We start from the raw sequence: 24706 nt of genomic DNA, 5'->3' as shown, positions 1-24706 counted from the left end.
TTACTTTCATTTTGGAAGTGTGTGCGCATGAGCCTATTCATCACCTGCCCCGTCGAGAGCGTCGAACGCGCGACCGCCTTCTACACCGCGCTCGGCTGGACTCTCAACACCGACATGTCAGATCACAATGTGTCGTGCTTCGCAGTCGCGCCAGACCAGTATGTGATGCTCGGCAGTCGCGAGATGTACGCCAGCGTCGGCGCCACCGAGGAGATGGTCGGCGGGCCCGACACCCCCTCGAAGGTGACGGTCTCGTTCGACCTCGGTAGCCGTGAGGCGGTCGATGAGCTCGTCGATCGGGCCGGAGCTGCCGGCGGCCGCGTCGGCGACACCGACGACTACCCGTTCATGTACCAGCGCCAGTTCGACGACCCTGACGGCTACCATTACTCGCCGTTCTGGATGAAGCCGGACACCGATCCGATCGCGTGAGCGACCTCGCCGCAGCCCTCGACGTCGTCGGAGCACGGTGGGCCCTGCTCATCGTTGAGCGGCTGCTCGAGGGTCCGCAGCGATACGGAGATCTGCAGCGCGACCTTGGAATGGGGACCAACATGCTCGCGACCCGCTTGCGCGAGCTCGAAGCGGCAGGCATCCTCCACCGTCTGCCCCTCCGGCACAACACCAGGGCCTACGCGCTGACCGATCGCGGGCTCGACTTGCGCGCGACCATCACCGCGCTCGGACGCTGGGGCGCCCAGGAAACCTAGGTGCGCCCGAGATCGTCCAATTGTCCACTCCCCATTCCAGGAGTCGCAATAATGGTCCGCGGCCCTGGTGCGTGCAGCCCACCCGGCCAGCGGGACACGCTGGCGGAAGGCTGGCGCGCCCCCTGCCCGGAAGAGGAGTAATGGACCGATTGATTCCCCAAGTGTGGATGGCTGTCGTGTGGGTGATTGCGGCCTGCTTGCTAGTCGCCATACAGCTGGCGAATGTCATTGTGAACCACGCATGGTGGTCTCTCGTATTTGTCGCGGTACTTGCCGCGATAGCGATCCGGCTTATTGCGCATGCGCTGAAGTTGCGACGAGAATCGCAACACGAGCGGTGACCCACTCCGAGCGACGCGCAATACTCTGCCCGACGGAGGATCTGACTCAACTCGTTCTCGTTGTGCTCGGAGGAGCCGGCTCACTGTTCATCGCCACACCCGTTCTCGTCGTGGCCGCCGTGTCTTAGGTCAGCCCGCCACGTCAAAAGTTGACAAGCCTCGTTCCGATCATCCTGACTCACGCAACAGAGGGGCTTCGTCCCTAGGGAACGGAGTTCTGGAGGTCGGCCGGATGCGAATCTGCTCTGGGGCGGATGAAGTCTGATTCAAAGTGGAAGCGGTAGATTCGCGACGTGGACAAGTCAAAGATGGCGGATGCTCAAACGCGGAAAACATTCGCCAGCGCCACCGTGGGGATGGGACTAATCGGCGCCGTCCTCTTCCTGGTCCTGGCCGTCTCTGGCTACAAGACCTGGGTCAACGTCGCGCTCGGTATCGGTTGTCTGGCGCTCGCCGGTCTCGGCGCCTATTTGTACGCGCTGGCCCGAAAAAGCTGAGGGCTAGACCCAAGCCCCCTCTTTTCGGATGGCTGATCTGCGAAGCACGAGCACGGCGATGATCGCTCCCATGAACGTCGCAGTACCTACTGCGAAGGCAACCCACATCCCGGGCTCGGCGTGGCCCGCGACGAGGCGGATGGCGGCGAGGGTGGCTGCGAGGGCGCCGATGAGTCCCGCGTTCAACGGAAAGACGATTCGCTGCAGGATGTGGGCCGTGCGCAACGACGCTGCGGCCTTGCTCTCGCTCATTCCTCTCGTGCTCTGCGCTTGCGGCGAGATTGGATGACGAAGTAGCTCAGCCCAAGTAACGCGAGCATGAAACCAATCGTGTCCAACCAAGCAGGTGCATTCAGAATCAGGCACCCGGCGAGGAAAAGTCCGAGGACGGCGAGGACCCAGATGAACCATCCATCACTCGGGTGCTCGAGGGTTGGTTTCGGCATGGTCCGATTCTGCTGGTCGGACGCGTCCCACGCCATGTCGGCCGGCGAATTCATGAACAGACGCTGTCCGCAATGCTCGTACAGGCCGAAGCCGGGCATATGTACCGCACGCGCTGTCATCTCCAGCGCCTCGCGCCTGCGCTGCAGATAACGTGTCGTCATGGTCTTCATTCGTCGGAACCGGGAATCTCCATCAGCGTGGTGGCTGGTACCCGTGGGCCTCCTCCTCGTGGGGGCCGGCTTCATCATCCCGGCTTGGGGTAGCGGTTACACGGCCACGAAGGGTGAGCTCATCTGTTTCGTCGCCGGTGCAGTCTGCGTCGTTGCGGGCGTGATTGGTGGCATCCGGGGCGAAAACATCGAAAAATAGGGGACCAACTGCCGGACAGAGCTAGCCGTTGGCTGGAGATCAATGTTGCACATCCGCAAGCTGAAAGATCGGAAGGTCAGATACGGTCGCACTGTGGTGGTCTGGTCAGTCGCGAACGGCAGTGCGACGTCGTTGATGCTGAGGGTGCCGCGCGAACCCAATGGTGACCTGAACAGGCTCGTCTGTGGGGCAGAGCAACGGCATATGCCTAACGGTCGAGTAGCCAGGAAGCGGGAGCGCTGACGTGATCTGGGTGTGGGTCGGAGTGGTCGCCGCCGGCGCTACGTCACTTGCCGCGTCGATGATCATGCTTTCGTCAGCCATTCCGGACGGTCGGCTCGTCTGGAGCTGGGAACTGCCGCCGGCGCTGCTGTGGCCAGCCACGATTCTCCGCCTTGCCGGCTTCATCGGGGTCATGGGCGGCGCCATGGCATTCAACTCCGACTTCGGGCACTTCTGGCCAGGCCTACTGCTACTTATAGCGGGATTCGTACCTTCTTGGGTCGTCACCCTCGCCCATGCCGCGAGACGCCGACGGCGGCGAGTTTTGCGCTTGCATCAGGAGTTGTAGGTGTTTTCTGACCCCCAAATCCTGTGGTGCTCGGGGGCACGCCTTGGTGCGACTCGCGCCAGCGGGTCGACGTCAGGATCAGCCCTGGCCGCTGACGTGCTCGGGGTCGATCGTGAGGATGAGGCGCTGCTGGTCGCGGCCGCCGTACCAGGTGTAGGGCCGGCCGGTGTATTTCTGCGACAGCGCTTCGATGCCTTCGGTGCCGCCCTCCGTCGTCATCCCGATGACTCGACCGCGCACCTGGATGTAACGGAACGTGTTGTCAGGGTCCTGGATGGCCAGCGCGACGCGGGGATCCCGCTCGATGTTGCGCACCTTGAGATGCGTGGTGACGGTGTTGATGATGACGCGCTCGCCATCCGTGTCGACCCATGTCTCGGTGACCTGCGGAGATCCGTCACGCATGATCGTCGAGAGGAAGCAGGCGCTGGGCTTGCGCAGCAAGTCGAGGAGGGCGGGGGTCATTGCCAAGGCGTGTCCTTCGGTCGGAAATCGTGAGGGCCTCTGACAGTCTGCACGCTCCCGGGTGCACATCCGTTCCTCAGCGGAACCGGACCCCCTCGTCACGGCGGAACAGCAGGAGGGCCAGGGCGAAGGTGAGGAGCGTCCAGGCGAGCACGCCGATCCACACCCACGGCTCGAGCGTTCCGCCCTGCACGGCCCAGATCACGAGCTCCCGGGCCTGTCGCGAGGGTGTGAAACGCGAGATGGCGTCGAGCCACGGCGCGAACAGGAGCGGCGGGAGGAATAGCCCGCCGATGAACGCGAGCGCGAACATGACGACCTGCACCACGGCGATCGCCGCCTTCGAGGGCATCGAGTAGCCGATGCACAGGCCGATGAACATGAACGGCAGCGAACCGATGATGAGCGCGAGAAGGCCCGCGAGCACGTGCAGCAGTGACGCACTCGCCGCAGTGAAGAGGGCGCCGAGCACGATGACGGGCAGGATCGCGGCGATGCCGAGGGCGCCGGTGGAGAACACCTGCCCCAGCACACGGGCGACGCCGGGGGCGGGAAGGGTGCGGAGGTAGGGGTCCCACGGCTTCTCGCGATTCTCGGCGACGGTCAGCCCGAACCCGAAGAGGGAGTTCGACATCACGGCGAACACGCTCAACGACACGACGGCCTGCGTGGCGTAAAGCGCGTTGCTCGCGACGATGCTCTGCGGCACGACGAAGAACAGCAGGGCGAGAGCCGGGAAGGCGAGGGAGGAGATCAGGGCGATCGGGATGCGCGCGGTCTCGATGAGGTTGTACTTCGCGTGGGTGACGGTGAGGCCGACGGTGCTCATGATGCACGCTCCAGAATCGGGCCGTCGGTGAGGCTGAGGAACGCCTCTTCGAGGGTGGCGCCGCGGATGGCGAGATCCGTGAAGGGGACGCCGGCGTGCACAAGCGCGACCACGAGCTCGTCGGCGTCGCGAGCCGAGAAGGTGACGCTGCCGTCGTCGTTGCGTTCGGCGTGGGTGACGCCCGGGAGCGACGCGATCCGATCGGATTCGGCGGACCGCAGCCGCACCTGGCTGACCCCGACGCGTCCGACGACCGACTCGAGGGTGTCGTCGGCGATGATGCGTCCGGAAGCGAGGACGATCACGCGTTCGGCCAGGGCCTCGATCTCCTCGAGGTGATGGCTCGTGAGCACGAGGGTCGCACCGGCCTCGTGCTGGCGTCGCACGGCGTCCCACAGCGCGCGGCGACCGTCGACGTCGAGGCCCGTGGTCGGCTCGTCGAGCAGCACGAGCCGCGGCCGTCTGACGAACGCCAGCGCCACACTCAATCGGCGGCGTTGGCCGCCCGAGAGCGCGCCCGTCTGCTTGCGCAACAGGTCACCCAGGCCGAACTCGGCCGCAAGCTCGGCTGTGGGCATCCGCTGGTCGAAATGCGCGCCGACGTAGTCGATGACCTCGCCGACCCGGAGCGTCGGCGGCAGCGCAGACTCTTGGGGAGTGACGCCGAGCGCACGACGATTGCGGTGGTCGCGCGGGTCTCCGCCGAAGAGCGTGACCGTACCGCTCGTCGGCCGCCGGAGCCCCGCCACCAGGCTCAGCAGGGTGGACTTGCCGGCGCCGTTCGGCCCGAGCAGTCCGACCAAGGTGCCCGGCTCGATGTCGAGCGTGACGTGGTCGAGTGCCGGGGCCTCGCCGAACCGGCGGGTGACGTCGAGAAGGGATGCAAGAGTCATGATCATTGCCCCAGGAGGGATCGGAGGGAGTCCATGTAGTCCTCGAACGCCCGTCTCCCCGTGCGGGTGAGCGAGAGGTAGGTGACGGGCGTGCGACCTGAGAAGGTCTTCTCCACCTCGACGTAGTCGGCATCCTCGAGCTTGCGCAGGTGCGTCGAGAGGTTGCCGGCCGTCATGGCGAGCAGCTCCTGCAACCGCGGAAAGGCGACGGATTCCCCGACCTCGCGCGTGGCCAGTGCCGCCATGATGCGCAGGCGCGCCTGGGCATGGATGACGGGATCGAGCTCAGCCACGGCTCGGCGCTCCCGATGCCCCCGCCGATGCGCCCGAGGCTCCTGCCTGCACGACGCGCGAGCGCAGCGAACGCAGGCGCACGAGGGAGGCGGCACCGAGTGCGAGGAAGCCCACTCCCCCGGCGATCGCGAGGAAGAGGTAGTGAGTCGGGTAGCCGAAGTACGGGGCGACCGCGGCGATGAGCACCGTCCAGCCGCCGAGGACGACCGAGGGCACGGCCTGCCAGATGGCGCCAGCGACGATGAACATGACGCCGCTGAACATGACGTATGCGCTCGGGTAGAACAGGTTGGCGACAGCGGGCGACATGCCGGCCGAGACGAGCCCGCCTCCGAGCGCGGCGATGCCGAGGCATCCGACCCACCAGGTGCACCCGTAGACCGCACCGGTGAAGACTGCAGCCCTCGTCGAGCGGATGCCGTGACTCGAACGGATGCCGAGCACCGTCGAGACGGCGATCGCCACGGCGAGCAGAACGCAGAAGACGGCGATGGCGGCGCCGAGCGGAAGCGCGAAGCCGGGCCGCGCCCCGTCGATGAGCCAGAGGGCCCCGAACCCCAGGAGCCAGGCGATGCCCCACGTGAGCATGATGACCGGAACGAACCCGCCCAACTGACCTTGGACGCTCCGCTGCTGATCCTGCAGCAGCCCAAGCATCTGAGCCGGCGTGAGGGCGTCGCTGCTGTCGTCGTCGTTGGTCGTCATAATGCGCCTCGCTCTTCTCGCAGGTACTTTGTAGCACAAAGTACTCTGCATATTCAAGTAATCTGCTGACGCCCAGCGATCCGAACCCGCGCGCGCGAGCTGGTTCACGCCATACTGTGACCCGTGACCTACAGCGGAGCGGACTTCCCCGCTCTCCGAGTAAAGCCGTCGAACTTGTGGACCATCGCGATCGGGCTGCTCGCCGGGGCGTACTGGCTTGCTGGCTGTGGCTCGTCACTGATTCCGCTTCGACTTCAACTCCACTCGGCGACGCGTTACTGTGTGCCACGATCGCCGTCAGCATCGTCCTGCTCGGCGCACCGTTGCTGTACGCCGTGATGGCGCGCACTCGTCGGCGAGAACGCCGGATGAAGGCTGGCTCACTGACGGTCTGGAGGACCATCTCCATCGTTGACGGCCTGACTGAGGCGTTTGAGGTCCTTTCCCCGAACTCCGACCTCGACAGCGCCTGCACCGGTTGGCAACGTATCGGATGGACTTATTCCCTGGTTCTCCAGAAGGATGGACTCTCGATTTACGGAGGCGACGGTGAGCCATTCCGTGTCGCTGTGGTGCCGTGGCCCGGGACTCGATCGGCGACCGCCGGGCTCGCGGTCAAAGATCGGCTACGCCGCCCCGCCTTGATCCTCGAAGTCGACGTCGACGGTCGACTCGTCCTCGTCCCGCTGCTGCTGTTGGGAGCCGGCCCAGCGCGAGCGTTCTATCGCGGCCGGCGAGCCGTCGCCAAGGCGCAGACGGACCTGTCGGCATGGCACCGGAATGCCCACGCGCAGCTGGAGGCTCGCGAGTGAGATTGGATCGGGCCGTATCCGAATCGTTGTCGCGTGAGCCCCTGAAGCCGTCCCCCCTCACGTACCTTCAGCAGCATGAGGATGATCGCACGCGCCGCGATGATCGGCACCCTGAGTGCGTTCACCCTCGCGTTGGCGGGATGCACTCCGTCCGCGACCGGTTACGCCGGTCTCTATCTCGACGACTCCAACGAACTCTACGGTGTCGTCCATGCGTGCCGATCGGCGGTCACGACGTTCACGGCGACTCGATCGACCGAGACAGCGGAGACGATAGGAAGTTGGTCGCTGCCGAACTCCGCAGGCGCGACGTCGATGGTGCCTCTTGGAACGCGTGCGGACGTGGCGCATCTCATCGGCGACCAGTCCGCAGCAGGTTTCGCCGCGTCCACGCCAGGCGAGGCTGACGCCACCCTCGTCTCGTGGGTGTCTGGAGAAAGGGTCGCGGCGTTGCGTGCGGGTCAGTTGCTGTACGCGGCCATGAATAGCGACGGCACGGACGACGACGTCACGGATTACGACGGGTTCACGAAGCTCTCCTGCGCCGCATTCTTCTGAGGGTCACGACGCGATAGGGCAGTACTTGCCCGGATACCATTGGAACGCCATGCCAGAGCCCGTCCTCGCCGACATCTCCTACCCACAGGAGCTGCCCGTCAGCCGCATGCGGGACGAGATCGCGGAGGCCATCCGCGACAACCAGGTTGTCATCGTCGCGGGCGCCACCGGCTCGGGCAAGACGACTCAGTTGCCCAAGATCTGCCTCGAGCTCGGCCGTGAGCACATCGGGCATACCCAACCCCGCCGCCTCGCCGCTCGCACCATCGCAGAGCGCATCGCCGAGGAACTCGGCACCGAACTGGGTGGCGTGGTCGGCTACCAGGTGCGCTTCACCGATCGCGCGTCAGCCGACACCCGCATCAAGCTCATGACCGACGGAATCCTGCTCAACGAGATGCACCACGACCGGCTGTTGAGCACGTACGACACCATCATCATCGACGAGGCGCACGAGCGCAGCCTCAACATCGACTTCCTCATCGGCTACCTCAAGCGCCTGCTGCCGCGGCGACCCGACCTCAAGGTCATCGTCACGAGCGCGACGATCGATCCCGAGAGCTTCGCCAAGCACTTCGCGGATGCCGACGGCAAGCCGGCTCCCATCATCGAGGTGTCGGGGCGCACCTACCCCGTCGAGATCCGCTATCGGCCGCTCGTCGCTGAAGACGAGGGCGACGAGGAGGACGACGAGGGAGCGGCTACCGAGGACCGCGACTACCTGCAGGGCATCATCGACGCGCTCGACGAGCTGAACCGCGAATCCAGCGGCGACGTGCTGGTGTTCCTCTCGGGTGAGAACGAGATCCGGGATGCCGAGGAGGCCGTGCGGGGCCACTACGCCGGCGGGGCGTCGACGACCGAGGTGCTTCCGCTCTACGGGCGGTTGTCATCCGCCGACCAGCATCGCGTGTTCGAGCCGTCCAAGATCGCTGGGGTGCGTCGACGCATCGTGCTGGCGACCAACGTGGCCGAGACGAGTCTCACGGTGCCCGGCATCCGATACGTCGTCGATGCCGGAACGGCCCGCATCAGCCGCTACAGCGTGCGCTCCAAAGTGCAACGACTGCCCATCGAAGCGATCTCGCAGGCCAGCGCCAACCAGCGCTCGGGCCGCTCGGGCCGCACCAGCGACGGCATCGCCATCCGCCTCTACTCCGAGGACGACTTCGCGAAGCGCCCCGAGTTCACGGAACCCGAGGTGCTGCGCACCAACCTCGCCGCCGTCATCCTTCAGATGATCTCGCTCGGCCTCGGCTCCATCGAGGACTTCCCGTTCCTCACCCCGCCCGACTCGCGCGGCATCAAGGACGGCCTCGACCTGCTCGCGGAGCTGGGCGCGCTCGAGAAGGGGCGGGGAACGGATCTGCGGCTCACCCGCACCGGACGCGACCTCGCCCGCCTGCCCATCGACCCTCGGTTCGGGCGCATGGTCATCGAGTCGAAGCGCCACAGCGTGAGCCGCGAGGTGCTCGCGATCGTGGCGGGCATCACCATCCAGGATCCTCGGGAGCGGCCGCTCGAGCGTCGTGCCCAGGCCGACGAGAAGCATGCCCGCTTCGCCGACCCGACGAGCGATTTCCTCACCCTGCTGAACCTCTGGAACCACATCGAGAGGCAGCAGCGGGAGCTGTCGTCGAGCGCCTTCCGACGACTGTGCAAGGCAGAGTTCCTCAACTACCTCCGGGTGCGTGAATGGCAGGACGTCTATCGCCAACTGCGCCAGCTCGCCAAGCCACTCGGGTTGGCGGTGTCGACCGAGCAGAGTGAGCCGAACGCGGACGGCATCCACAAGGCGCTCCTGGCCGGGCTGCTCTCGCATATCGGTCTGAAAGACGAGAAGCCGGCGAAGGACGCGCGGCAGGGCGGCCGGCCGCGCATCGAGTATGCGGGGGCGCGTCAGGCGCGGTTCGCGATCTTCCCGGGTTCGACGCTGGCCAAGAAGCAGCCGGATGCGGTGATGAGCGGTGAGCTGGTTGAGACCAGCCGACTCTTCGCGCGCATGAACGCCGCCATCGACCCCGCGTGGGCCGAGCCGCTGGCGGGTGACCTGCTCAAGCGCAGCGTCAGCGAGCCGCACTGGGAGAAGTCGCAGGGCGCGGTCGTGGCCTACGAGAAGGTCACGCTCTACGGGGTCCCGATCATCCCGCGGCGGCGCATCCAGTTCTCGCGCGTCGACCCGGCGTATGCGCGCGAGCTCTTCATCCGTCACGCCCTGGTGCAGGGCGAATGGGACGCGCAGCAGTCCTTCGATCGCGCAAACCGCCGACTGCGGCGGGAGCTCGAGCAACTCGAGGAGCGCACCCGACGTCGCGACATCCTGTTCGATGATGAGGCCGTGTTCGCGTTCTACGATCGCCGGGTTCCGAGCGACGTGTTCTCCACGCGCTCGTTCGAGGGTTGGTGGCGCGAGACGCGCAGGACGACGCCCGACCTGCTCACGATGACGCCCGAGGCGCTGGCGCCGGAGGAGGCGGCGGACGTCGACGAGGCGTCCTATCCGCCGAGCTGGCAGCAGGCCGACCAGCGCTTCACGCTGCGCTATCGATTCGAGCCGGGAGCTGCGGACGATGGCGTCACCGCCGTGATTCCTCTGGCTTTGCTCGCGCGGGTGAGCCCGAACGGATTCGACTGGCAGGTGCCAGGGCTCCGCACCGAGCTCATCGCCGCCATGATCAAGGCGCTCCCGAAGTCCATCCGCCGTCACGTCGTACCCGCAAACGACTGGGCGGAGAAGATCGCGGCCGAACTGCCCGACACCCCGACCGACGAGCCGTTCGCCGCCGTCGTCAGCGGCGCCATCCAACGCCTGAGCCACGCGCCGGCCACCGCGGCCGACGTCGACCTCGACCGCATCCCTCCGCACCTGCGCGCGCGGTTCAGCGTGGTCGACGAGCGCGGCCGCGAACTGGCGGCCGGAAAGGACCTGCGCGGACTGCAGGCACAGCTGGCCGACCGGGCCCGGGATGCCGTCGCGCGCACCTTCACCGAGCGGCCGCCCCGGACATCGGGCGCGAACCGGGTGGCAGCTGCTCGGGATGCCCTCACCGGCGCACGGCTCCCGTCGACGTCCTTCGCCGAGGCCGCCGGGCTCACGACGTGGCCACTCGACGAGATCCCGCGCCACGTCGACACTCGCGTGGGCGGAAACGCCATCCGCGCCTACCCTGCCTTGATCGACAACGGCCAGTCGGTCGACCTGCGGCTGCTGACCACCGCAGCGGACCAGGCTGCGGCGATGCCCGGCGGCATCCGTCGACTCCTCGCGCTCGCGGTGCCATCGCCGTCGAGCTACGTGCAGAGCCACCTCACCAACGCGGAGAAGCTCGCGCTCGCCGCCAGCCCGTATCGTTCGACGACCGCGCTGTTCTCCGACTGCCTTCTCGCGTGCATCGACGACGTGCTCGTCCGCGTCGCATCCGACGGCCTGCTGTTCACCCGGAGCGAGTTCGAGTCGACCCGCGACCGCGTCTCTGCCGTGGTGATGGACACGATGTTCGAGACCGTCGGCCTGGTCTCGCGAACGCTCACTGCCGCGCGAAACGCCGAGCGCGGCATCAAGGCGGCCACGAACATGCAGACGATCAGCGCTCTGGCCGACATCCGTGAGCAGCTCAGCGGGCTCGTCTTCGACGGTTTCGTCTCCAGCACCGGTCTCGCGCGGCTCCGGCATCTGCCCCGGTATCTCGCGGGCATCACAGCTCGGCTCGCCAAGCTCGCCGAGAATCCCGGACGCGACCGGGTCTGGATGAGCGAGGTGGAGGGCGTCGCAACGCGCTATGCGGAAGCCGGCGGGACCATCCCGATCTCCGTCCACGCCGACGCCGGTCTGGTCAAGGCCCGCTGGATGCTGGAGGAGTTGCGCATCAGCCTGTTCGCCCAGGAGCTCGGGACGGCCGAGACGGTCTCGCCGCAGCGCATCGTGAAGGTGCTCGCCTCGCGCTGATCGGGTGTCCCGGCCGGGAGAGAATGGACGGATGCAGGTGAAGGTGGTCCGATCCCGACACGACGACCCGCTCGCGCGGCCGCTCGTCGAGGAGCTCTCCCGCGAGTACGACGAGCGGTACGGGGGTGGGGGCGATCATCCTCCGTCGGTGGAGCTCTCCCGCTATCCGGCCGAGCGATTCGATCCCGCCAACGGCGGCGAGTTCCTCCTGCTCCTGGCCGACGGCGGCGACGCGGATGGCACTCCCGTCGCCGGCGGTGCCTTCATGCGAGCGGATGACGCGTCGGTCGAGGTCAAGCGCGTCTGGACCTCGTCCGCGCACCGGCGCCAGGGGCTCGCCCGACGCGTGATGACCGAGCTCGAGGCGGAGGCGACTCGACGCGGCATCCGCCGGATAGTGCTCACGACCGGCTCGAAGCAGCCCGAGGCCGTCGCGCTCTACCTCGCCCTCGGCTACACGCCTGAGTTCGACGTCGAGGGAGACTGGCAGAAGGTGGGCTACCTCCCGTTCGAGAAGACGCTGCCCGCTCCCGCTGGTTGAGTGGCTACAGCACCTTCGACAGGAACGCCCGGGTGCGGTCGTGCTGCGGGTTCGCGAGCACCTCGCGCGGCTGCCCTGACTCGACCACCACTCCCCCGTCCATGAAGACGAGCGTGTCGGCCACCTCCCGAGCGAACCCCATCTCGTGCGTGACGACGATCATCGTCATGCCCGAGCTCGCGAGCTCCTTCATGACGTCGAGCACCTCGCCGACGAGTTCGGGATCGAGGGCGGATGTCGGCTCGTCGAACAGCATGAGCTTGGGCTCCATCGCGAGCGCCCGGGCGATCGCCACTCGCTGCTGCTGCCCACCCGAGAGGTGCGCCGGGTAGTAGTCGGCACGATCGGCCAGCCCCACGCGAGCGAGCAGGTCCCGCGCGCGCTGCTCGACCTGCGCCTTCGGCTGTCGCTTGACCCGCTGCGGCGCCTCCATGACGTTCTCGAGAGCGGTCATGTGCGGGAACAGGTTGAACCGCTGGAACACCATCCCGATCTCCCGGCGCTGCCGTGCGGCATCCTTCGGGTGCAGCTCGTAGAGCTTCTCGCCGACCTGACGGTAGCCGACGAGAGATCCGTCGACGCTGAGCCGACCCGACGAGAGCGTCTCCAGGTGGTTGATGAGCCTGAGGAACGTCGACTTGCCCGACCCAGAGGGGCCGACGAGGCAGAGCACCTCGCCCGGGCGCACCGTCAGCGAGATGGATTTCAGCACCTCGTTGGAGCCGAAGCTCTTCGAGACGCCGACGGCCTCCACCATGGGGGTGATGGCGGCCGCGGATGGGGCCGGAGCGATACTCGTGTCGGTCATGGTCAACGCCTCCCGGCTTCGTGCGCCTGCGGCATCACCACGGACGGCTGGTTGGCTCCGACGATCTGGAGCGTGCCCGTCGGGCCACCATCGCCGCCCTTCCCGTCACGGCGATCGCCGATCCCGCGGGCGAAGCGCTTCTCGAGGAAGTACTGCCCCACCATGAGGATCGACGTGAAGAACAGGTACCAGATCGACGCGACGATGAGCATCGGAATCGGATTGAAGGTCTCAGCCGAGATGTCCCGCGTGCGGTTGTAGAGGTCGAAGCTGAACGGTACGGCGGTGACCAGCGACGTGGTCTTCAGCATCGAGATCACCTCGTTGCCGGTGGGTGGGATGATGACCCGCATCGCCTGAGGAAGGATGACGCGGGTCATCGTCTGACCCCAGCTCATGCCGAGCGCCGTCGCCGCCTCGTTCTGCCCGGTGTCCACCGACACCAGCCCGGCGCGCACGATCTCGCTCATGTACGCGGCCTCGTTCAGTCCCAGGCCGATCACCGAGAGCCAGAACGCGTTGACCACGGCCTGCGTCGCGAACGACGCCCACTGCACCGAGGTGAACGGGATGCCGATGTCGATGGTCTGGTAGATCGTGGCGATGAGGCCCCAGAACACCAGCTGCACGTACACGGGTGTTCCGCGGAACAGCCAGACGTAGAACCACGCGACAGCCTTGAGCACCGGGTTCGGCGAGAGTCGCATGACGGCGAGCAGCACCCCGAGGACGATCGCGATGATCATGGCGAGCACCGTCAGCTCGAGGGTCACCAGGGCAGCGGCGGACACGCGGCGGTCGAACAAGTACTTCGCCACCGACGCCCAGTCGTAGGCGGGGCGCCTGGCCGCGTCGATCAGGAAGACCGCGGCGATCACGAGGATCACCACGGCGAACACGATGCGCCAGGGGTGCTTCAGCTTGATGGCCCGGATCGGCTCCGATTCCGGAGCCGACCCTGCAGCGGTGCTCACGGAACTCAGCCCTTCGAGGCCAGGTTGACGTCGATGGTGCTCACGCCGCCGTCGGCAACGCCCCACTTGTCGAGGACCTTCTTGTAGGTGCCGTCGGCGACCATCGACTGCAGCGCCTTCTGCACCGCCTGCACGAGCTTCGAGTCCTTCTTCACGACGATGCCGTAGGGCGCGTCATCGAACGTCTTGCCGGCGAGCTGCAGTTTGTCTCCGGTCTGCGCGATGGCATAGAGGGTGACGGGCGAGTCGGCCGACATGGCGTCGGCCTGGCCGAGTGCGACGGCGTTGGTCGCGGCATCCTGGGTGTCGAACTGCAGCTTCTGGATCTCGGGCTTGCCCGCATCCGTGCAGTCCTTCGACTTGGCCGGCACCTCATCGGTGTCTTCGTACGTGGTCGCCTGCACGGCCACCTTGAGACCGCAGGCGTTGTCGGGGTCGACGTCCTTGCCCTTGGCTGACGCCCACTGGATTCCCGCGCTGTAGTAGTTGACGAAGTCGACCTGCTTCTCGCGCTCGGTCGTGTCGGTGAAGGACGACAGGCCGAGGTCCGCCTTGCTTCCCGTGACCGAGGGAATAATGTTGTCGAACTTGGAGACCTGGTACTCGGCCTTGACGCCGAGCTTGGCAGCCATCGCGTTCGCGAGGTCGATCTCCCAGCCGATCGGGTTGCCGGCGTCGTCCTTATACTCGTTGGGCGCGTAGGTCGGGTCGGTGCCGATCACGAGCTTGCCGGCCTTGGTGACCGAATCGGGAAGCAGTGCGGCGGCCGCGTCGTCCTTCTTCACGTCGCTGGCCCCGGTGGAGGAGCCGGTCGACGGGGTGCTGTTGTTGACGCAGCCACTGAGCAGCAGTGCTGCAGCTGCTGCCGTCGCGAGGGCGACGGGGAGGGCGGAACGGATGCGCATGGGTTTTTCCTCTTTCATGGGCGCCGATCGGATGACCGGCCTGGCTCTAACAGTCTGCGTCAGGATTGTTTCGGCGGCGTCTCGTCGGCTCCGCCGGTCGCGACCGGGCGTGACGGGTCGTTCGACCACTGCGACCACGAACCCGGGTAGAGCGCGGCGTCGTACCCCGCAACGGCGAGCGCGAGCACGTCATGGGCCGCTGTGACGCCCGATCCGCAGTACACGCCGACGGGCGCATCCGCGCTCACGCCGAGGCGTTCGAAGTGCTCGCGCAAGGCGTCGGCGCTCCTGAGGTCTCCGGACTCGTCGAGGTTGCCGCTGCTCGGGGCACTCAGGGCACCCGGGATATGACCGGCGCGCGGGTCGACGGGTTCGACCTCGCCGCGATAGCGTTCGACCGCTCGAGCGTCCAGCAGCACTCCGCCGTCCTCGGGGAGGCGAGCTGCGGCATCGGCGTTCAGGACGGGGAGGTGACCGTAGGCGAGGGTGACTGTTCCGGGACGGGCGTCGACGTCATCCGTCTGCTCACCGAGACCCGCACGGCGCCACGCGTCGATTCCGCCGTCGAGGAGCCGCACATCCGTCATGCCCGCGTGTCGCAGCAACCACCACGCCCGCGCGGCCGACTGACCGCCGTTCCCGTCGTAGACGACGACGCCGTCGCCGTCGTTCAGACCCCAGCGTCGCGCGGCGGCCTGCAGGGCCTCGATGGCGGGCAGCGGATGCCGACCTTCGCTCGCGCTCGCCTCCGCCGCGAGCTCACGGGGCAGGTCGACGAAGACGGCTCCGGGTAGGTGACCCGCGAGGTACAGCTCGCGGCCGTCGTCCCGACCGAGCTGCCAGCGGACGTCGAGGACGTGCACGCGACGGCCGCTCGCTGCGGCCGCGGCGAGCTCTTCGACGCTGATGAGCTGCTCCGGCATGGGTGACCTCTCGCTGGGACGGGGTCAAACCTAATCCCTGACGGCGCCTGCTCCAACCCGGATAGTCTGAAGGATCGTGGGCAGCTACACGCAACTCCTGAAACGACCGGGTGTCGGCCGCATCATCGCCGCCCAGCTGACCGCACGGTTCCCCTTCGGCATGATCTCGCTGGCGTTCCTGCTGCACATCGAACACCAGACCGGGTCCTACGCCGCGGCCGGACTCGTCCTCGCCGCCACGAGCATCGGCCAGGCCGTCGCCGGCCCCATGACGAGCCGCTTCATGGGTGTCTGGGGCATGCGCCGCGTGCTCACGACGACCATGATCGTGTGCGCCATCTCGGTGACCGCCATCGCCGTGCTCCCCCTGACCCTCCCGTGGTACGTCGTCGTCGGCACGGTCGCCGGCATCTCGATGCCCCCGGTGCAGTCCGCCGTGCGCACCATCTACCCCAAGATCGTGCCGGGCAACCAGCTCACGCCGCTGTTCTCACTCGACGCGACGGCGCAGGAGATCATCTGGGTGGTGGGGCCGGTCGTCACCACGTTCGTGTCGACGCAGATCGGCACGGTGTGGGGCATCCTGCTCGCCGTCGCGTTCCTCGTCGGCGGCGGCATCTGGTTCATCGCGTCGCCCGAGGTCGGGCGCGTGCGCATCCCCCGTAGCAAGCGGGCCTTCGGCGTCGTGCTCCGCCGGCCGCCCGTGCTGCTGGCCACCGTCGTCGGCTTCCTCCTGATCGGCGGATGCTCGGCCATCGAGGCCGGCGTGGTGGCGGTCTTCGGGCACGGCAACCCGAACTCGGGCATCGTGCTAGCGATCTTCTCGATCGGATCCATTGCGGGTGGCCTGACGTTCGGGCGCGTGCCCATCGGACCGTGGGCGATGGCGCGTCGCATGTTCATCGTCTTCGTCGGCACCGCGGCCGCGATGGCCATGATGGACTTCTGGTGGCTCGCTGCCACCCTCTTCGTAGCGGGCATCGGCATCGCACCGGCTCTGGCCGTGATGTATGCCATCGTGTCGTCGAGCGTGAAGTTCAGCGACACGGCCGAGGCCTACGGCTGGCTCAACACGGGCCAGCTCATCGGCGCGGCCCTCGGATCGGCGGCCGCCGGCCTCCTCATCGACAGCTCGGGCCCGCAGGGCGCCATCTGGGCGGCCACCGCCTTCACCTTCCTCGGCTTCCTCGCCGGCGTGGTCGGGCACCGCTGGCACCCCGACCTGCGCGGTCGAGACGCGAGCCCCATCCCCGACACCGAACCGGTGCCGACCCAACTCAGCTGAGGACGGAAATGACACGCTCGTTCGACACCCGCATCCCGCTGCATGACGGACACGGCATCCCGCAGCTCGGATTCGGGCTGTACAAGGTTCCGGATGCGGATGCGCCGGGCGTGGTGGAGGTCGCGATCGCGGCGGGCTACCGGCACCTCGACGACGCGAAGCTCTACGAGAACGAGCGCGGAGTGGGCGACGGCATCCGCGCATCCGGAATCGACCGGGACGAGCTGTTCGTCACCACGAAGGTCTGGAACGCCGACCACGGCTTCGACCGTACCCTGGCGGCATTCGACGCGAGCCTGGAGCGGCTCGGGCTCGACGAGGTCGACCTGTACCTCATCCACTGGCCGGCTCCTCATCAGGATCTCTACGTCGAGACGTGGCGCGCGCTCATCCGGCTGCGCGAGGAGGGCCGGGCCCGCTCCATCGGGGTGTCGAACTTCCACGTTCACCACCTCGAACGCGTCATCGACGAGACCGGCGTCGTTCCGGTCGTCAATCAGGTCGAACTGCACCCGTGGTTGCAGCAACGGGAGTTGCGCGCGTTCCACGCCGAGCACGGCATCGTCACGGAGGCGTGGTCGCCGCTCGCGCGCGGTCGGGCCATCGGCGATGAGACGCTGGCAAGCATCGGCACCCGATACGGCAAGAACGAGGCCCAGGTCGCCATCCGCTGGCACCTGCAGGTCGGCAACGTGACCATTCCGAAGTCGGTGACGCCCGAGCGCATTCGCGCGAACACGCAGGTGTTCGACTTCGAGCTGGATGCCGACGACCTCGCGGCGATCGACGCTCTCGACGCGGACTTCCGCACCGGCCGCGACCCCGACGACCTCGACTGAGCCACTCGCTGGTGGAGTAGCCGCGTCAGCTTCGCGAGCGGCGGGCGTACCAGGCGATGGCGCCTGCGACAATGCCGACAGCCATGCCGATGCTGAGTCCGAAACCGACCCCGATGGACGGGACCAACAATCCCACTACCGCGCCGATCAGCAGACCGGCGATGAGGCCCCCGATGATGAACCGCGTCAGACCCGCGTCACTGCGCTCTTTATCAGTCATGATTCGACCTAATCACACGTGTCGCCCGGGTGCGAGGACCGCGATCGAGAGGGCGCTCGTCGCGCGCTCACCAGCGGGGGTGGATGCTCTCCCGCAGTTCCCGGTCGTAGAGGTCGGTCACACCCGCGTCGAAGGTGTCGCCCAGCGGGGCCCGTGAACCGGCCGCGGCGTTCGCTCGCGCCTGTTGCGGTGACCGAGCGCCGGGAATCACGACGGAGACACCCGGGCGCTGGGCGACCCACGCGAGCGCGGCCTCGGCGGTCGGCACCCCGTCGGGCACGAGCGCGGCGAACTCCTGCGCCGCGCGGAGCCCGGTCTCCCAGTCCACCCCGGAGAACGTCTCGCCCACGTCGAAAGCAGCACCGTCGCGGTTGAAGGTGCGATGGTCGTTCTCGGCGAAGGTCGTCTCGGCGGTGTATTTGCCGCTCAGCAGTCCGGACGCCAGCGGTACCCGCGCGATGATGCCCACGCCAGCGGCCTCGGCGGCCGGAAGCACCTCGTGGAGCGGCTTGAGGCGGAAGGCGTTGAGGATGATCTGCACGGTCGACAGGCCGGGCCGCGAGATGGCGTCGAGAGCCTCTCCGCACGTCTCGACACTCACGCCGTATGCGGCGATCACGCCGTCCGCCACGAGCGTGTCGAGGGCGTCGTACACTTCACCGCTCGCGATCACGGCGGCAGGCGGGCAGTGCAGCTGCACGAGATCGAGGGTCTCCGTGCCGAGGTTGCGCCGCGACCGATCCGTCCATTCGCGGAAGTTGTCGAGCACGTAGTTCTCGGACAGTTGCTCGACGCGCCGCCCCATCTTGGTGGCCACCGTGACGCCGGTGCCCGGGTTGTCGGCGAGGAAGTCGCCGATGACGCTCTCCGAACGGCCGTCGCCGTAGACGTCTGCCGTGTCGAAGAACGTCACGCCCGCCTCGACGGATGCCGCGAGCCCGTCGCGGGCATCCGTCACGCTCACCTCTCCCCAATCGGCTCCGAGTTGCCAGGTTCCGAGGCCGATGACCGAGACGGTGCGACCGGTGCGGCCGAGGGTGCGATGATCCATGCGCCCCAGCCTAGGCCGGGAGCGCGGCGAGACTCCCGGTCGTGCGAGGCGCCTCGTAGGATCCCTCGACGTGGGCGACCTCCTGGCTGCGGAAGTGGCCGACGAAGCTCAGGACGATGCCGGCGACCGCCCATCCGCCCAGCACCAACCACGGCTGCAGGGCGTCCGCCAACGGGAAGTACGACAGGTCGCGCAGCAGGGTGGCCGTGGCTCCGGGCACGAAGAACTGACCGATCTCGCCCCATGCGCCGGGCAGGAACTGCATCGGCTGCGTCGCGGAGGAGATCGGGTTGCCGACGAGCATGGTCAACAGCGAGCCGACGGCGATTCCGATGCGTCCGATGAGCGCCGTGATGCCCACGATGACGCTGGCGGTGCCGAGCAGCGAGAGGCCGACGGCTGCGGCGTTGAGCAGGAAGTCGCCCTGAAGGATGCCGAACCACGACTGGAGGATGGCCGTGAGCCCCAGGCCGGCGACGACCGCGTACGAGGCGAGGGCGGCGAAGCGACGCCACACCCCGGTCACGACGATGGAGATGGCGATACCGCCGATCATCCCCCCGAGCACCATCGGGAACGCGATGGTGGAGAAACCCACTCCGCGCGGATCCGTGGAGGCGAGCGGCACGACATCCGTCGTCGCGACCGTCGGCGGAGTGACGGCCGACGCCTTCTCGATGATGGCCAGCGCCTGGGCCGCGGGCAGCTGTCCGGCGGCCTGGGCTGCAGACGTCTTCGCGATGGCCGACTGCACGCCCGCCGTGGTCGCAGCGGACACCTGGTGCTGAAGCTGCGCGGAGAGCTGGTTCATGACGGTCGAGTTGACGGTTCCGCCGGCACTCGCCGTGAGCACCTCCGGCTTGTCGGACAGCACCACAGCGCCGTAGACGTCGCGGCTCTCGATGGCGTGGACGGCATCCGTGCGACTGTCGACCGACCGGATGTCGAACGCACCGTCGGCGTTCTTCTCGATCGCATCGGTGAATGCGGTCACCTGCTTCGCGTCTCCGGTCACGGCGATCGGGAAGTCCTTGATGCTCGAGGTCATAACCGGCCAGATGAAGGCCAGCACGAAGAGGGCGACGAAGACGGATGCTCCAACGGCGACGCCGATCGACAGACCCCACTTCGTGTGCGGGCGAACGACCACGGACTCGGACATGACTGCTCCTCAGAAAAAGAATGTTCGTTCTTTATGGTGCCAGACTCGACGCGAATAATCAAGAACGCCCATTCTTTTTTGTTACAGTGGCAGCATGCCCAAGGTCAGCGAAGAGCACCGCACCGCTCGACGAGACGAGATCGTGCAGGCCGCCATGCGCCGATTCGCCATCAAGGGATTCGAGGCGACCTCGATGGCGGACATCATCGCGGAGTCGGGGCTCTCCGCCGGCGCCATCTACGGCAACTTCGCCAACAAGGCCGATCTGATCGGGCGCACCGTCACGAGCATGCTCGGCCGCCGCGTCGAGGACTTCGAGCGGGAGATCGCCGGCGCCGGCGTGCTCTCCCCCGCCGACATGGTCGCCATCTTCCTGCGCGGCACGCCCGCGGAGTTCGATCCGCGTCTGCTCGCCCAGCTGTGGGCGACCGCAGCGGTGGACGACAACCTGCGAGGATTCGCCGACCGGATCGTGGCCCGCATCCGCACGACCTTCCGCACGTACATCCAACGCTGGTACGACGAGACGCGCCCCGGCCATGATCCGTCGGATGTCGACTCCGTGGCGATCGCCTGCGTCGGACTGTGCCAGGGCTTCATCATCCAGAGCGCCGTCGTCGCGTCCTTCGACGGTGAGGGCTACATCGCGGCGGCCGCGAACGTGCTGCCGCACTGAATGGTCGATGCCCGATCGTGATGTGACGATCCGGCATCGACGGCGTCGCGGCCCGCGTGCGGCCCCTAGATTGTGGACCATGAAGCGCGCCGTCACCGCCTCCAGCCTCCTTCTCGCCGCCGCCATCCTGCTGGCCGGATGCAGCGTCTCCGGCTCCGGAAGCAACTCCTCTCACGGCCCCGCGGTCGAGACGAAGCAGGGCGACGTCGGCGCGGCTGCCCCGGCCGCGGACGGAACGGCAAAGGGCGACGCGACCACCCTGGAGCAGCGGGTGGTCGTGACGACCGGATCGATGACGGTGAGCAGTGACGACCCGATCGGCGCGGCACGTCAGGCCGCACAGCTGGTGGTGGCCGCCTCAGGCCGGGTCGACTCGCGGTCCGAGTCGCCAGCCACCGACGAGCAGGCGGCGAGCGCCTCCGTGGTCCTGCGGATTCCTGCCGATCGGTTCGACGCGGTGGTCTCCTCCCTCGACAAGCTCGGGCGGGTGAGCAACTTCTCGACGGATGCCGCAGACGTCACCCAGCAGAAGCAGGATGTCGACGCGCGCATTACCGCCCTGGACACCTCGGTCAAGCGTCTCGAGCAGCTGATGGGCTCGGCCACGAACACGACCGATCTCATCGACATCGAGAACGCCCTCTCCCAGCGCCAGGCCGATCTCGACTCGCTGACCACCCAGCGCGACTACCTCGCCGACCAGGTCGACTACTCCACCCTCACCGTCCAGTTCGGCACCGGTTCCGTCGCGCTGCCGGGCGCACCGACCACCTTCTGGGGAGGCGTCCTGGCGGGTTGGGCCGCGCTCGGCGCGTTCATCGCTGCAGCACTGGTGGTAGCCGGAGCGGTGCTGCCGTGGCTTCTCGCCGCGGGGGTCGTCGCGGCGATCGTGCTCCTCGTCATCCGCTGGGCCCGACGGCCCCGACGCGCCGGTGCGGAGGACACCCCGGCGTAGCCTGAGGGGGTGAGCACACCCTCCCTCCTCGACGACTCCCTGCTCGAGCGCATCCGCTCACGGGCTGCCGACTACGACCATGACAACGCCTTCTTCACCGAGGACCTCGACGAGCTGGTCGCCGTCGGCTACCTCCGCGCTCTCGTGCCGACTCGTCTCGGCGGCCTCGGCCTCAGCCTCGAGCGGGTGGTGGCCGAGCAGGTGCGGCTGGGCTCGGCAGCGCCCGCCACCGCCCTCGCCGTCAACATGCATCTCGTCTGGACAGGTGTGGCCAAGGTCCTCCTGGATCGCGGCGACGACTCGCTCGAGTTCCTGCTGCGCGAGGCCGGCGCCGGCGAGATCTTCGGTTTCGGCGTGAGCGAGGGCGGCAACGACCTGGTGCTGTTCGGATCGCGAACGGATGCCGCACCGCAGGCCGACGGCGGCTACCGGTTCACCGGCACCAAGATCTTCACCTCCCTCTCCCCCGCGTGGACTCGCCTCGGCACGATGGGCCTCGACACCACGTCGGACGACGCGCCCCGGATCGTGTACGGCTTCATCGATCGTGACGACCCGGACGTGTCGTGGAAGGACGACTGGGACACGCTGGGCATGCGGGCGTCCCAGAGCCAGACCACGGTGCTGAGCGGGGCGTACTCCCGCCCCGATCGCATCATCCGCCGACTGGAGCCGGGGCCGAACCCCGATCCGCTCATCTTCGCCATCTTCGCCAACTTCGAGGTCCTCCTGGCGGCCGTCTACACGGGTATCGGCCGGCGCGCGCTCGAACTGGCCGTCGAGGCCGCGCATCGCCGCACGTCGATGAAGAACGACGGGAGATCCCTCGCCCAGGACCCCGACATCCGTTGGCGCATCGCGGATGCGGCGATCGCGCAGGACGGTATCGGCCCGCAGCTGGTGGCGCTCGCTCGCGACGTCGACGAGAAGGCGGATCACGGCGCCCAGTGGTTCCCGAAGCTCGTCGGGCTCAAGATCCGCGCCACCGAGAACGCCCGCCACGTCGTGGATCAGGCCATCCGCGTCTCGGGTGGAAGCAGCTACTTCGCCGGGAGTGAGCTCGGTCGCCTTTATCGCGACGTGCTGGCGGGCATCTTCCATCCCTCGGATGCCGAGTCCGCGCACAGCACCGTGGCCAACGCCTGGTTGGGTCCGATCGCCTGAGCGTCGCCCGGCCAGCCCGCACGGATGCTCTCTGCAGCAGGGGTAGGGTCTACTCCGTGGGAATTCGTATCGAGAAGGTCGACCTGCCGGGCATCGGCACGCGCAACGACCTCGTCACCGAGAGCGGGAGACGACTCAGCATCGTGTCGTACCGCGACGGCGAGCGCAATCTCGGCATCTTCGACGTCGACGACCCCGACGCCTGTCGCGACTCGATCCCCATCACCGAGGACGAGGCTGAGGCCATCGCCGATCTGCTCGGCACGTCGATCTCCATCAGCAGGCTCACCCGCCTGAGCGACGACGTCGAGGGCCTCTACACCGACCGGCTCGAGATCCCGCCGGGTTCCCCCTTCGTCAACCGCCCTCTCGGCGACACCAAGACGCGCACCCGCACGCACGTGTCGATCGTGGCCATCACGCGTGACAAGAAGGTGATTGCATCACCGACCCCCACTGAGATCCTCCGTCCGGGCGACGTCATCGTCGCCGTCGGCACTCGCGAGGGACTGGACGCGGCGGGTCGACTGATCGCCAACGGCCCCGACTGATCCGGCGGCGCCGATGCATGAGAACACGCTGATCCTCATCGAAGTCGGCGCGCTGCTGCTCGGCATGAGCATCCTCGGGCGCATCGCGGCCCGGTTCGGCTTCTCACCCATCCCGCTCTACCTCATCCTCGGCCTCGTGTTCGGTGAGGGCGGGCTGATCCCGTTGGATGCCAGTGCGGACTTCTTCTCCGTCGGCAGCGAGATCGGCGTGATCCTGCTGCTGGCGCTGCTGGGCCTGGAGTACACCGCGACCGAGTTGCTCACCAACCTGCGCCAATCGAAGTGGGCGGGGGCGCTCGACTTCCTCCTCAACGCGGTGCCGGGCGCCGTGTTCGCCCTGATCCTCGGCTGGGGCGTCGTGGGTGCCGTCGCCCTGGCCGGCATCACCTGGGTCTCGTCGTCGGGCGTCATCGCCAAGCTGATCCGGGATCTCGGCCGCGTCAGCAACCGGGAGACCCCGACCATCCTGGCCATCCTCGTCATCGAGGACCTCGCAATGGCGTTCTACCTCCCCGTGCTGTCGGCGGTGGTGGTCGGCGTGAGCCTGCTGCAGGGGGCGATCACCGTCGCGATAGCGGTGGGCGTCGTCTCGCTCATCCTGTTCATCGCCCTGCGGTTCGGCGGGTTCGTCTCCCGGTTCTTCTCCCCCGACCACCCCGAACCGCTGCTGCTGGGCGTGCTCGGACTCACCATGCTGGTGGCTGGCCTCGCGGCCCAGGTCAACGTCTCGGCCGCCGTGGGTGCCTTCCTTGTCGGCATCGCACTCTCCGGCCGCGTAGCCGAGCAGGCCAGCGAGCTGCTCACCCCCCTCCGCGACCTGTTCGCCGCCGTCTTCTTCGTGTTCTTCGGCCTCTCCACCGACGCGAGCCAGCTCTTCTCCATGCTGGTCCCGGCCATCGTGCTCGCGGTGGTCACGATCGGCACGAAGGTCCTCACCGGGTACCTCTCCGCCAAACGCGCCGGCATCGGCGTGCCCGGCCGGTGGCGTGCGGGCTTCGCGCTCACCCCCCGCGGCGAGTTCTCGATCGTCATCGCCGGGCTCGCGGTGACGGCGGCCGGCATCCCCCTGCTGGCCCCGCTCGCCACCGCCTACGTGCTCATCACCGTCATCGTCGGCTCCATCCTCGCTCGCGTGCCCGACGCGCCCTGGTTCAAGGCCGTTCTCCGCTCCCGTGCTGCCGCCGTACGTGCGAAGCAGGCCGCGGCGAACTGAAC

29 protein-coding genes are annotated in these 24706 nt (G+C 67.6%); 15 read left to right on the top strand and 14 right to left on the bottom strand.

What is annotated here, in order from left to right:
- Nucleotides 1–27 precede the first annotated feature (27 nt).
- The 3 genes from E6C70_RS00830 (at nt 28) to E6C70_RS00820 (ending at nt 1548) form a co-directional block, all read left to right on the top strand.
- Nucleotides 28–432: a VOC family protein gene (locus E6C70_RS00830; protein ID WP_136421338.1), complete on the top strand. Its 405-nt coding sequence runs from the start codon at nt 28–30 to the stop codon at nt 430–432.
- Entirely contained in the window at nt 429–710 is a 282-nt protein-coding gene (locus E6C70_RS00825) for a winged helix-turn-helix transcriptional regulator (protein WP_136421336.1), read from the top strand. The genes E6C70_RS00830 and E6C70_RS00825 overlap by 4 nt, the downstream gene beginning before the upstream one ends.
- A 634-nt stretch (nt 711–1344) precedes the next feature.
- Nucleotides 1345–1548, top strand: a complete 204-nt coding sequence (locus E6C70_RS00820) for a hypothetical protein (protein WP_136421334.1) — start codon at nt 1345–1347, stop codon at nt 1546–1548.
- Nucleotides 1549–1551: 3 nt separating this feature from the next.
- Here the strand turns inward: E6C70_RS00820 and E6C70_RS00815 are convergent, their stop codons facing one another.
- Complete coding sequence (locus E6C70_RS00815) at nt 1552–1800, bottom strand: hypothetical protein (protein WP_136421332.1); 249 nt, start codon at nt 1798–1800, stop codon at nt 1552–1554.
- Nucleotides 1797–2156 (bottom strand): hypothetical protein, encoded by a 360-nt coding sequence (locus E6C70_RS00810; RefSeq protein WP_168770829.1) that lies wholly within the window; start codon nt 2154–2156, stop codon nt 1797–1799. The genes E6C70_RS00815 and E6C70_RS00810 overlap by 4 nt, the downstream gene beginning before the upstream one ends.
- Here E6C70_RS00810 and E6C70_RS16580 point away from each other — a divergent pair.
- The gene (locus E6C70_RS16580) at nt 2155–2364 is read left to right on the top strand and encodes a hypothetical protein (RefSeq protein ID WP_168770828.1); all 210 of its coding nucleotides are present in this window, start codon (nt 2155–2157) and stop codon (nt 2362–2364) included. The genes E6C70_RS00810 and E6C70_RS16580 overlap by 2 nt on opposite strands.
- A 649-nt stretch (nt 2365–3013) precedes the next feature.
- On the opposite strand, the gene E6C70_RS00805 is transcribed toward E6C70_RS16580, so the two are convergent.
- The 5 genes from E6C70_RS00805 to E6C70_RS00785 form a co-directional block, all read right to left on the bottom strand.
- Nucleotides 3014–3400 carry a PPOX class F420-dependent oxidoreductase gene (locus tag E6C70_RS00805; protein WP_136421656.1) on the bottom strand — a complete coding sequence of 129 codons (387 nt, stop codon included), beginning with the start codon at nt 3398–3400 and terminating at the stop codon, nt 3014–3016.
- Between the two features lie 76 nt (nt 3401–3476).
- Entirely contained in the window at nt 3477–4229 is a 753-nt protein-coding gene (locus E6C70_RS00800; RefSeq protein ID WP_136421329.1) for an ABC transporter permease, read from the bottom strand.
- Entirely contained in the window at nt 4226–5122 is an 897-nt protein-coding gene (locus E6C70_RS00795; RefSeq protein ID WP_136421327.1) for an ABC transporter ATP-binding protein, read from the bottom strand. Before E6C70_RS00795 ends, E6C70_RS00800 begins: the two co-directional genes overlap by 4 nt.
- 2 nt (nt 5123–5124) lie before the next feature.
- A complete protein-coding gene (locus tag E6C70_RS00790) occupies nt 5125–5415 on the bottom strand; it encodes a winged helix-turn-helix domain-containing protein (protein WP_136421325.1) in 291 nt (96 codons plus the stop codon).
- Nucleotides 5408–6121: a hypothetical protein gene (locus E6C70_RS00785; protein ID WP_136421323.1), complete on the bottom strand. Its 714-nt coding sequence runs from the start codon at nt 6119–6121 to the stop codon at nt 5408–5410. The genes E6C70_RS00790 and E6C70_RS00785 overlap by 8 nt, the downstream gene beginning before the upstream one ends.
- A gap of 176 nt (nt 6122–6297) precedes the next feature.
- Between E6C70_RS00785 and E6C70_RS00780 the strand changes: the two genes are divergently transcribed.
- From E6C70_RS00780 to E6C70_RS00765, 4 genes are all read left to right on the top strand, one after another.
- Nucleotides 6298–6933 carry a hypothetical protein gene (locus tag E6C70_RS00780; protein ID WP_136421322.1) on the top strand — a complete coding sequence of 212 codons (636 nt, stop codon included), beginning with the start codon at nt 6298–6300 and terminating at the stop codon, nt 6931–6933.
- Nucleotides 6934–7008: 75 nt separating this feature from the next.
- Complete coding sequence (locus tag E6C70_RS00775; RefSeq protein ID WP_136421320.1) at nt 7009–7491, top strand: hypothetical protein; 483 nt, start codon at nt 7009–7011, stop codon at nt 7489–7491.
- Nucleotides 7492–7540: 49 nt separating this feature from the next.
- Complete coding sequence (hrpA, locus tag E6C70_RS00770) at nt 7541–11437, top strand: ATP-dependent RNA helicase HrpA (protein WP_136421317.1); 3897 nt, start codon at nt 7541–7543, stop codon at nt 11435–11437.
- A 31-nt stretch (nt 11438–11468) separates the two neighbouring features.
- Entirely contained in the window at nt 11469–11978 is a 510-nt protein-coding gene (locus E6C70_RS00765) for a GNAT family N-acetyltransferase (RefSeq protein WP_136421316.1), read from the top strand.
- Between the two features lie 4 nt (nt 11979–11982).
- Here the strand turns inward: E6C70_RS00765 and E6C70_RS00760 are convergent, their stop codons facing one another.
- The 4 genes from E6C70_RS00760 to E6C70_RS00745 are packed head-to-tail and all read right to left on the bottom strand — an operon-like array spanning nt 11983 to nt 15588.
- Nucleotides 11983–12786 carry an amino acid ABC transporter ATP-binding protein gene (locus E6C70_RS00760; protein ID WP_407921005.1) on the bottom strand — a complete coding sequence of 268 codons (804 nt, stop codon included), beginning with the start codon at nt 12784–12786 and terminating at the stop codon, nt 11983–11985.
- 2 nt (nt 12787–12788) lie between these two features.
- Complete coding sequence (locus E6C70_RS00755; RefSeq protein ID WP_207670012.1) at nt 12789–13769, bottom strand: amino acid ABC transporter permease; 981 nt, start codon at nt 13767–13769, stop codon at nt 12789–12791.
- The gene (locus E6C70_RS00750; RefSeq protein WP_136421313.1) at nt 13766–14665 is read right to left on the bottom strand and encodes an ABC transporter substrate-binding protein; all 900 of its coding nucleotides are present in this window, start codon (nt 14663–14665) and stop codon (nt 13766–13768) included. Before E6C70_RS00750 ends, E6C70_RS00755 begins: the two co-directional genes overlap by 4 nt.
- Before the next feature lie 59 nt (nt 14666–14724).
- A complete protein-coding gene (locus E6C70_RS00745; protein WP_136421311.1) occupies nt 14725–15588 on the bottom strand; it encodes a sulfurtransferase in 864 nt (287 codons plus the stop codon).
- 76 nt (nt 15589–15664) lie between these two features.
- Here E6C70_RS00745 and E6C70_RS00740 point away from each other — a divergent pair, with 76 nt between their 5' ends.
- Nucleotides 15665–16873 carry an MFS transporter gene (locus tag E6C70_RS00740; protein ID WP_136421309.1) on the top strand — a complete coding sequence of 403 codons (1209 nt, stop codon included), beginning with the start codon at nt 15665–15667 and terminating at the stop codon, nt 16871–16873.
- Between the two features lie 8 nt (nt 16874–16881).
- Nucleotides 16882–17712 carry an aldo/keto reductase gene (locus tag E6C70_RS00735; protein ID WP_136421307.1) on the top strand — a complete coding sequence of 277 codons (831 nt, stop codon included), beginning with the start codon at nt 16882–16884 and terminating at the stop codon, nt 17710–17712.
- A 25-nt stretch (nt 17713–17737) separates the two neighbouring features.
- On the opposite strand, the gene E6C70_RS00730 is transcribed toward E6C70_RS00735, so the two are convergent.
- From E6C70_RS00730 to E6C70_RS00720, 3 genes are all read right to left on the bottom strand, one after another.
- Complete coding sequence (locus tag E6C70_RS00730; protein ID WP_136421305.1) at nt 17738–17932, bottom strand: hypothetical protein; 195 nt, start codon at nt 17930–17932, stop codon at nt 17738–17740.
- 67 nt (nt 17933–17999) lie between these two features.
- Nucleotides 18000–18983 carry an aldo/keto reductase gene (locus E6C70_RS00725; protein WP_136421304.1) on the bottom strand — a complete coding sequence of 328 codons (984 nt, stop codon included), beginning with the start codon at nt 18981–18983 and terminating at the stop codon, nt 18000–18002.
- Nucleotides 18984–18993: 10 nt separating this feature from the next.
- Nucleotides 18994–20145: an ABC transporter permease gene (locus E6C70_RS00720; protein ID WP_136421302.1), complete on the bottom strand. Its 1152-nt coding sequence runs from the start codon at nt 20143–20145 to the stop codon at nt 18994–18996.
- Nucleotides 20146–20239: 94 nt separating this feature from the next.
- Here E6C70_RS00720 and E6C70_RS00715 point away from each other — a divergent pair, with 94 nt between their 5' ends.
- The 5 genes from E6C70_RS00715 to E6C70_RS00695 all read left to right on the top strand — a co-directional run bounded on the left by E6C70_RS00715 (nt 20240) and on the right by E6C70_RS00695 (nt 24704).
- Nucleotides 20240–20821: a TetR/AcrR family transcriptional regulator gene (locus E6C70_RS00715; RefSeq protein ID WP_136421300.1), complete on the top strand. Its 582-nt coding sequence runs from the start codon at nt 20240–20242 to the stop codon at nt 20819–20821.
- A 79-nt stretch (nt 20822–20900) separates the two neighbouring features.
- Complete coding sequence (locus tag E6C70_RS00710) at nt 20901–21776, top strand: DUF4349 domain-containing protein (RefSeq protein ID WP_168770827.1); 876 nt, start codon at nt 20901–20903, stop codon at nt 21774–21776.
- A 9-nt stretch (nt 21777–21785) separates the two neighbouring features.
- Nucleotides 21786–22940, top strand: coding sequence for an acyl-CoA dehydrogenase family protein (locus E6C70_RS00705; RefSeq protein WP_136421296.1), 1155 nt, complete (start codon nt 21786–21788; stop codon nt 22938–22940).
- Between the two features lie 56 nt (nt 22941–22996).
- Nucleotides 22997–23491 carry a cation:proton antiporter regulatory subunit gene (locus E6C70_RS00700; protein WP_136421294.1) on the top strand — a complete coding sequence of 165 codons (495 nt, stop codon included), beginning with the start codon at nt 22997–22999 and terminating at the stop codon, nt 23489–23491.
- 13 nt (nt 23492–23504) lie between these two features.
- On the top strand, nt 23505–24704 hold the full coding sequence (locus tag E6C70_RS00695; RefSeq protein ID WP_136421293.1) for a cation:proton antiporter: 1200 nt from the start codon (nt 23505–23507) through the stop codon (nt 24702–24704).
- Nucleotides 24705–24706: the final 2 nt, after the last annotated feature.

The sequence above is a fragment of the Orlajensenia flava genome (assembly GCF_004801905.1).
Taxonomy (GTDB): domain Bacteria; phylum Actinomycetota; class Actinomycetes; order Actinomycetales; family Microbacteriaceae; genus Orlajensenia; species Orlajensenia flava.
This window is presented reverse-complemented; position numbering and strand designations above follow the sequence as displayed.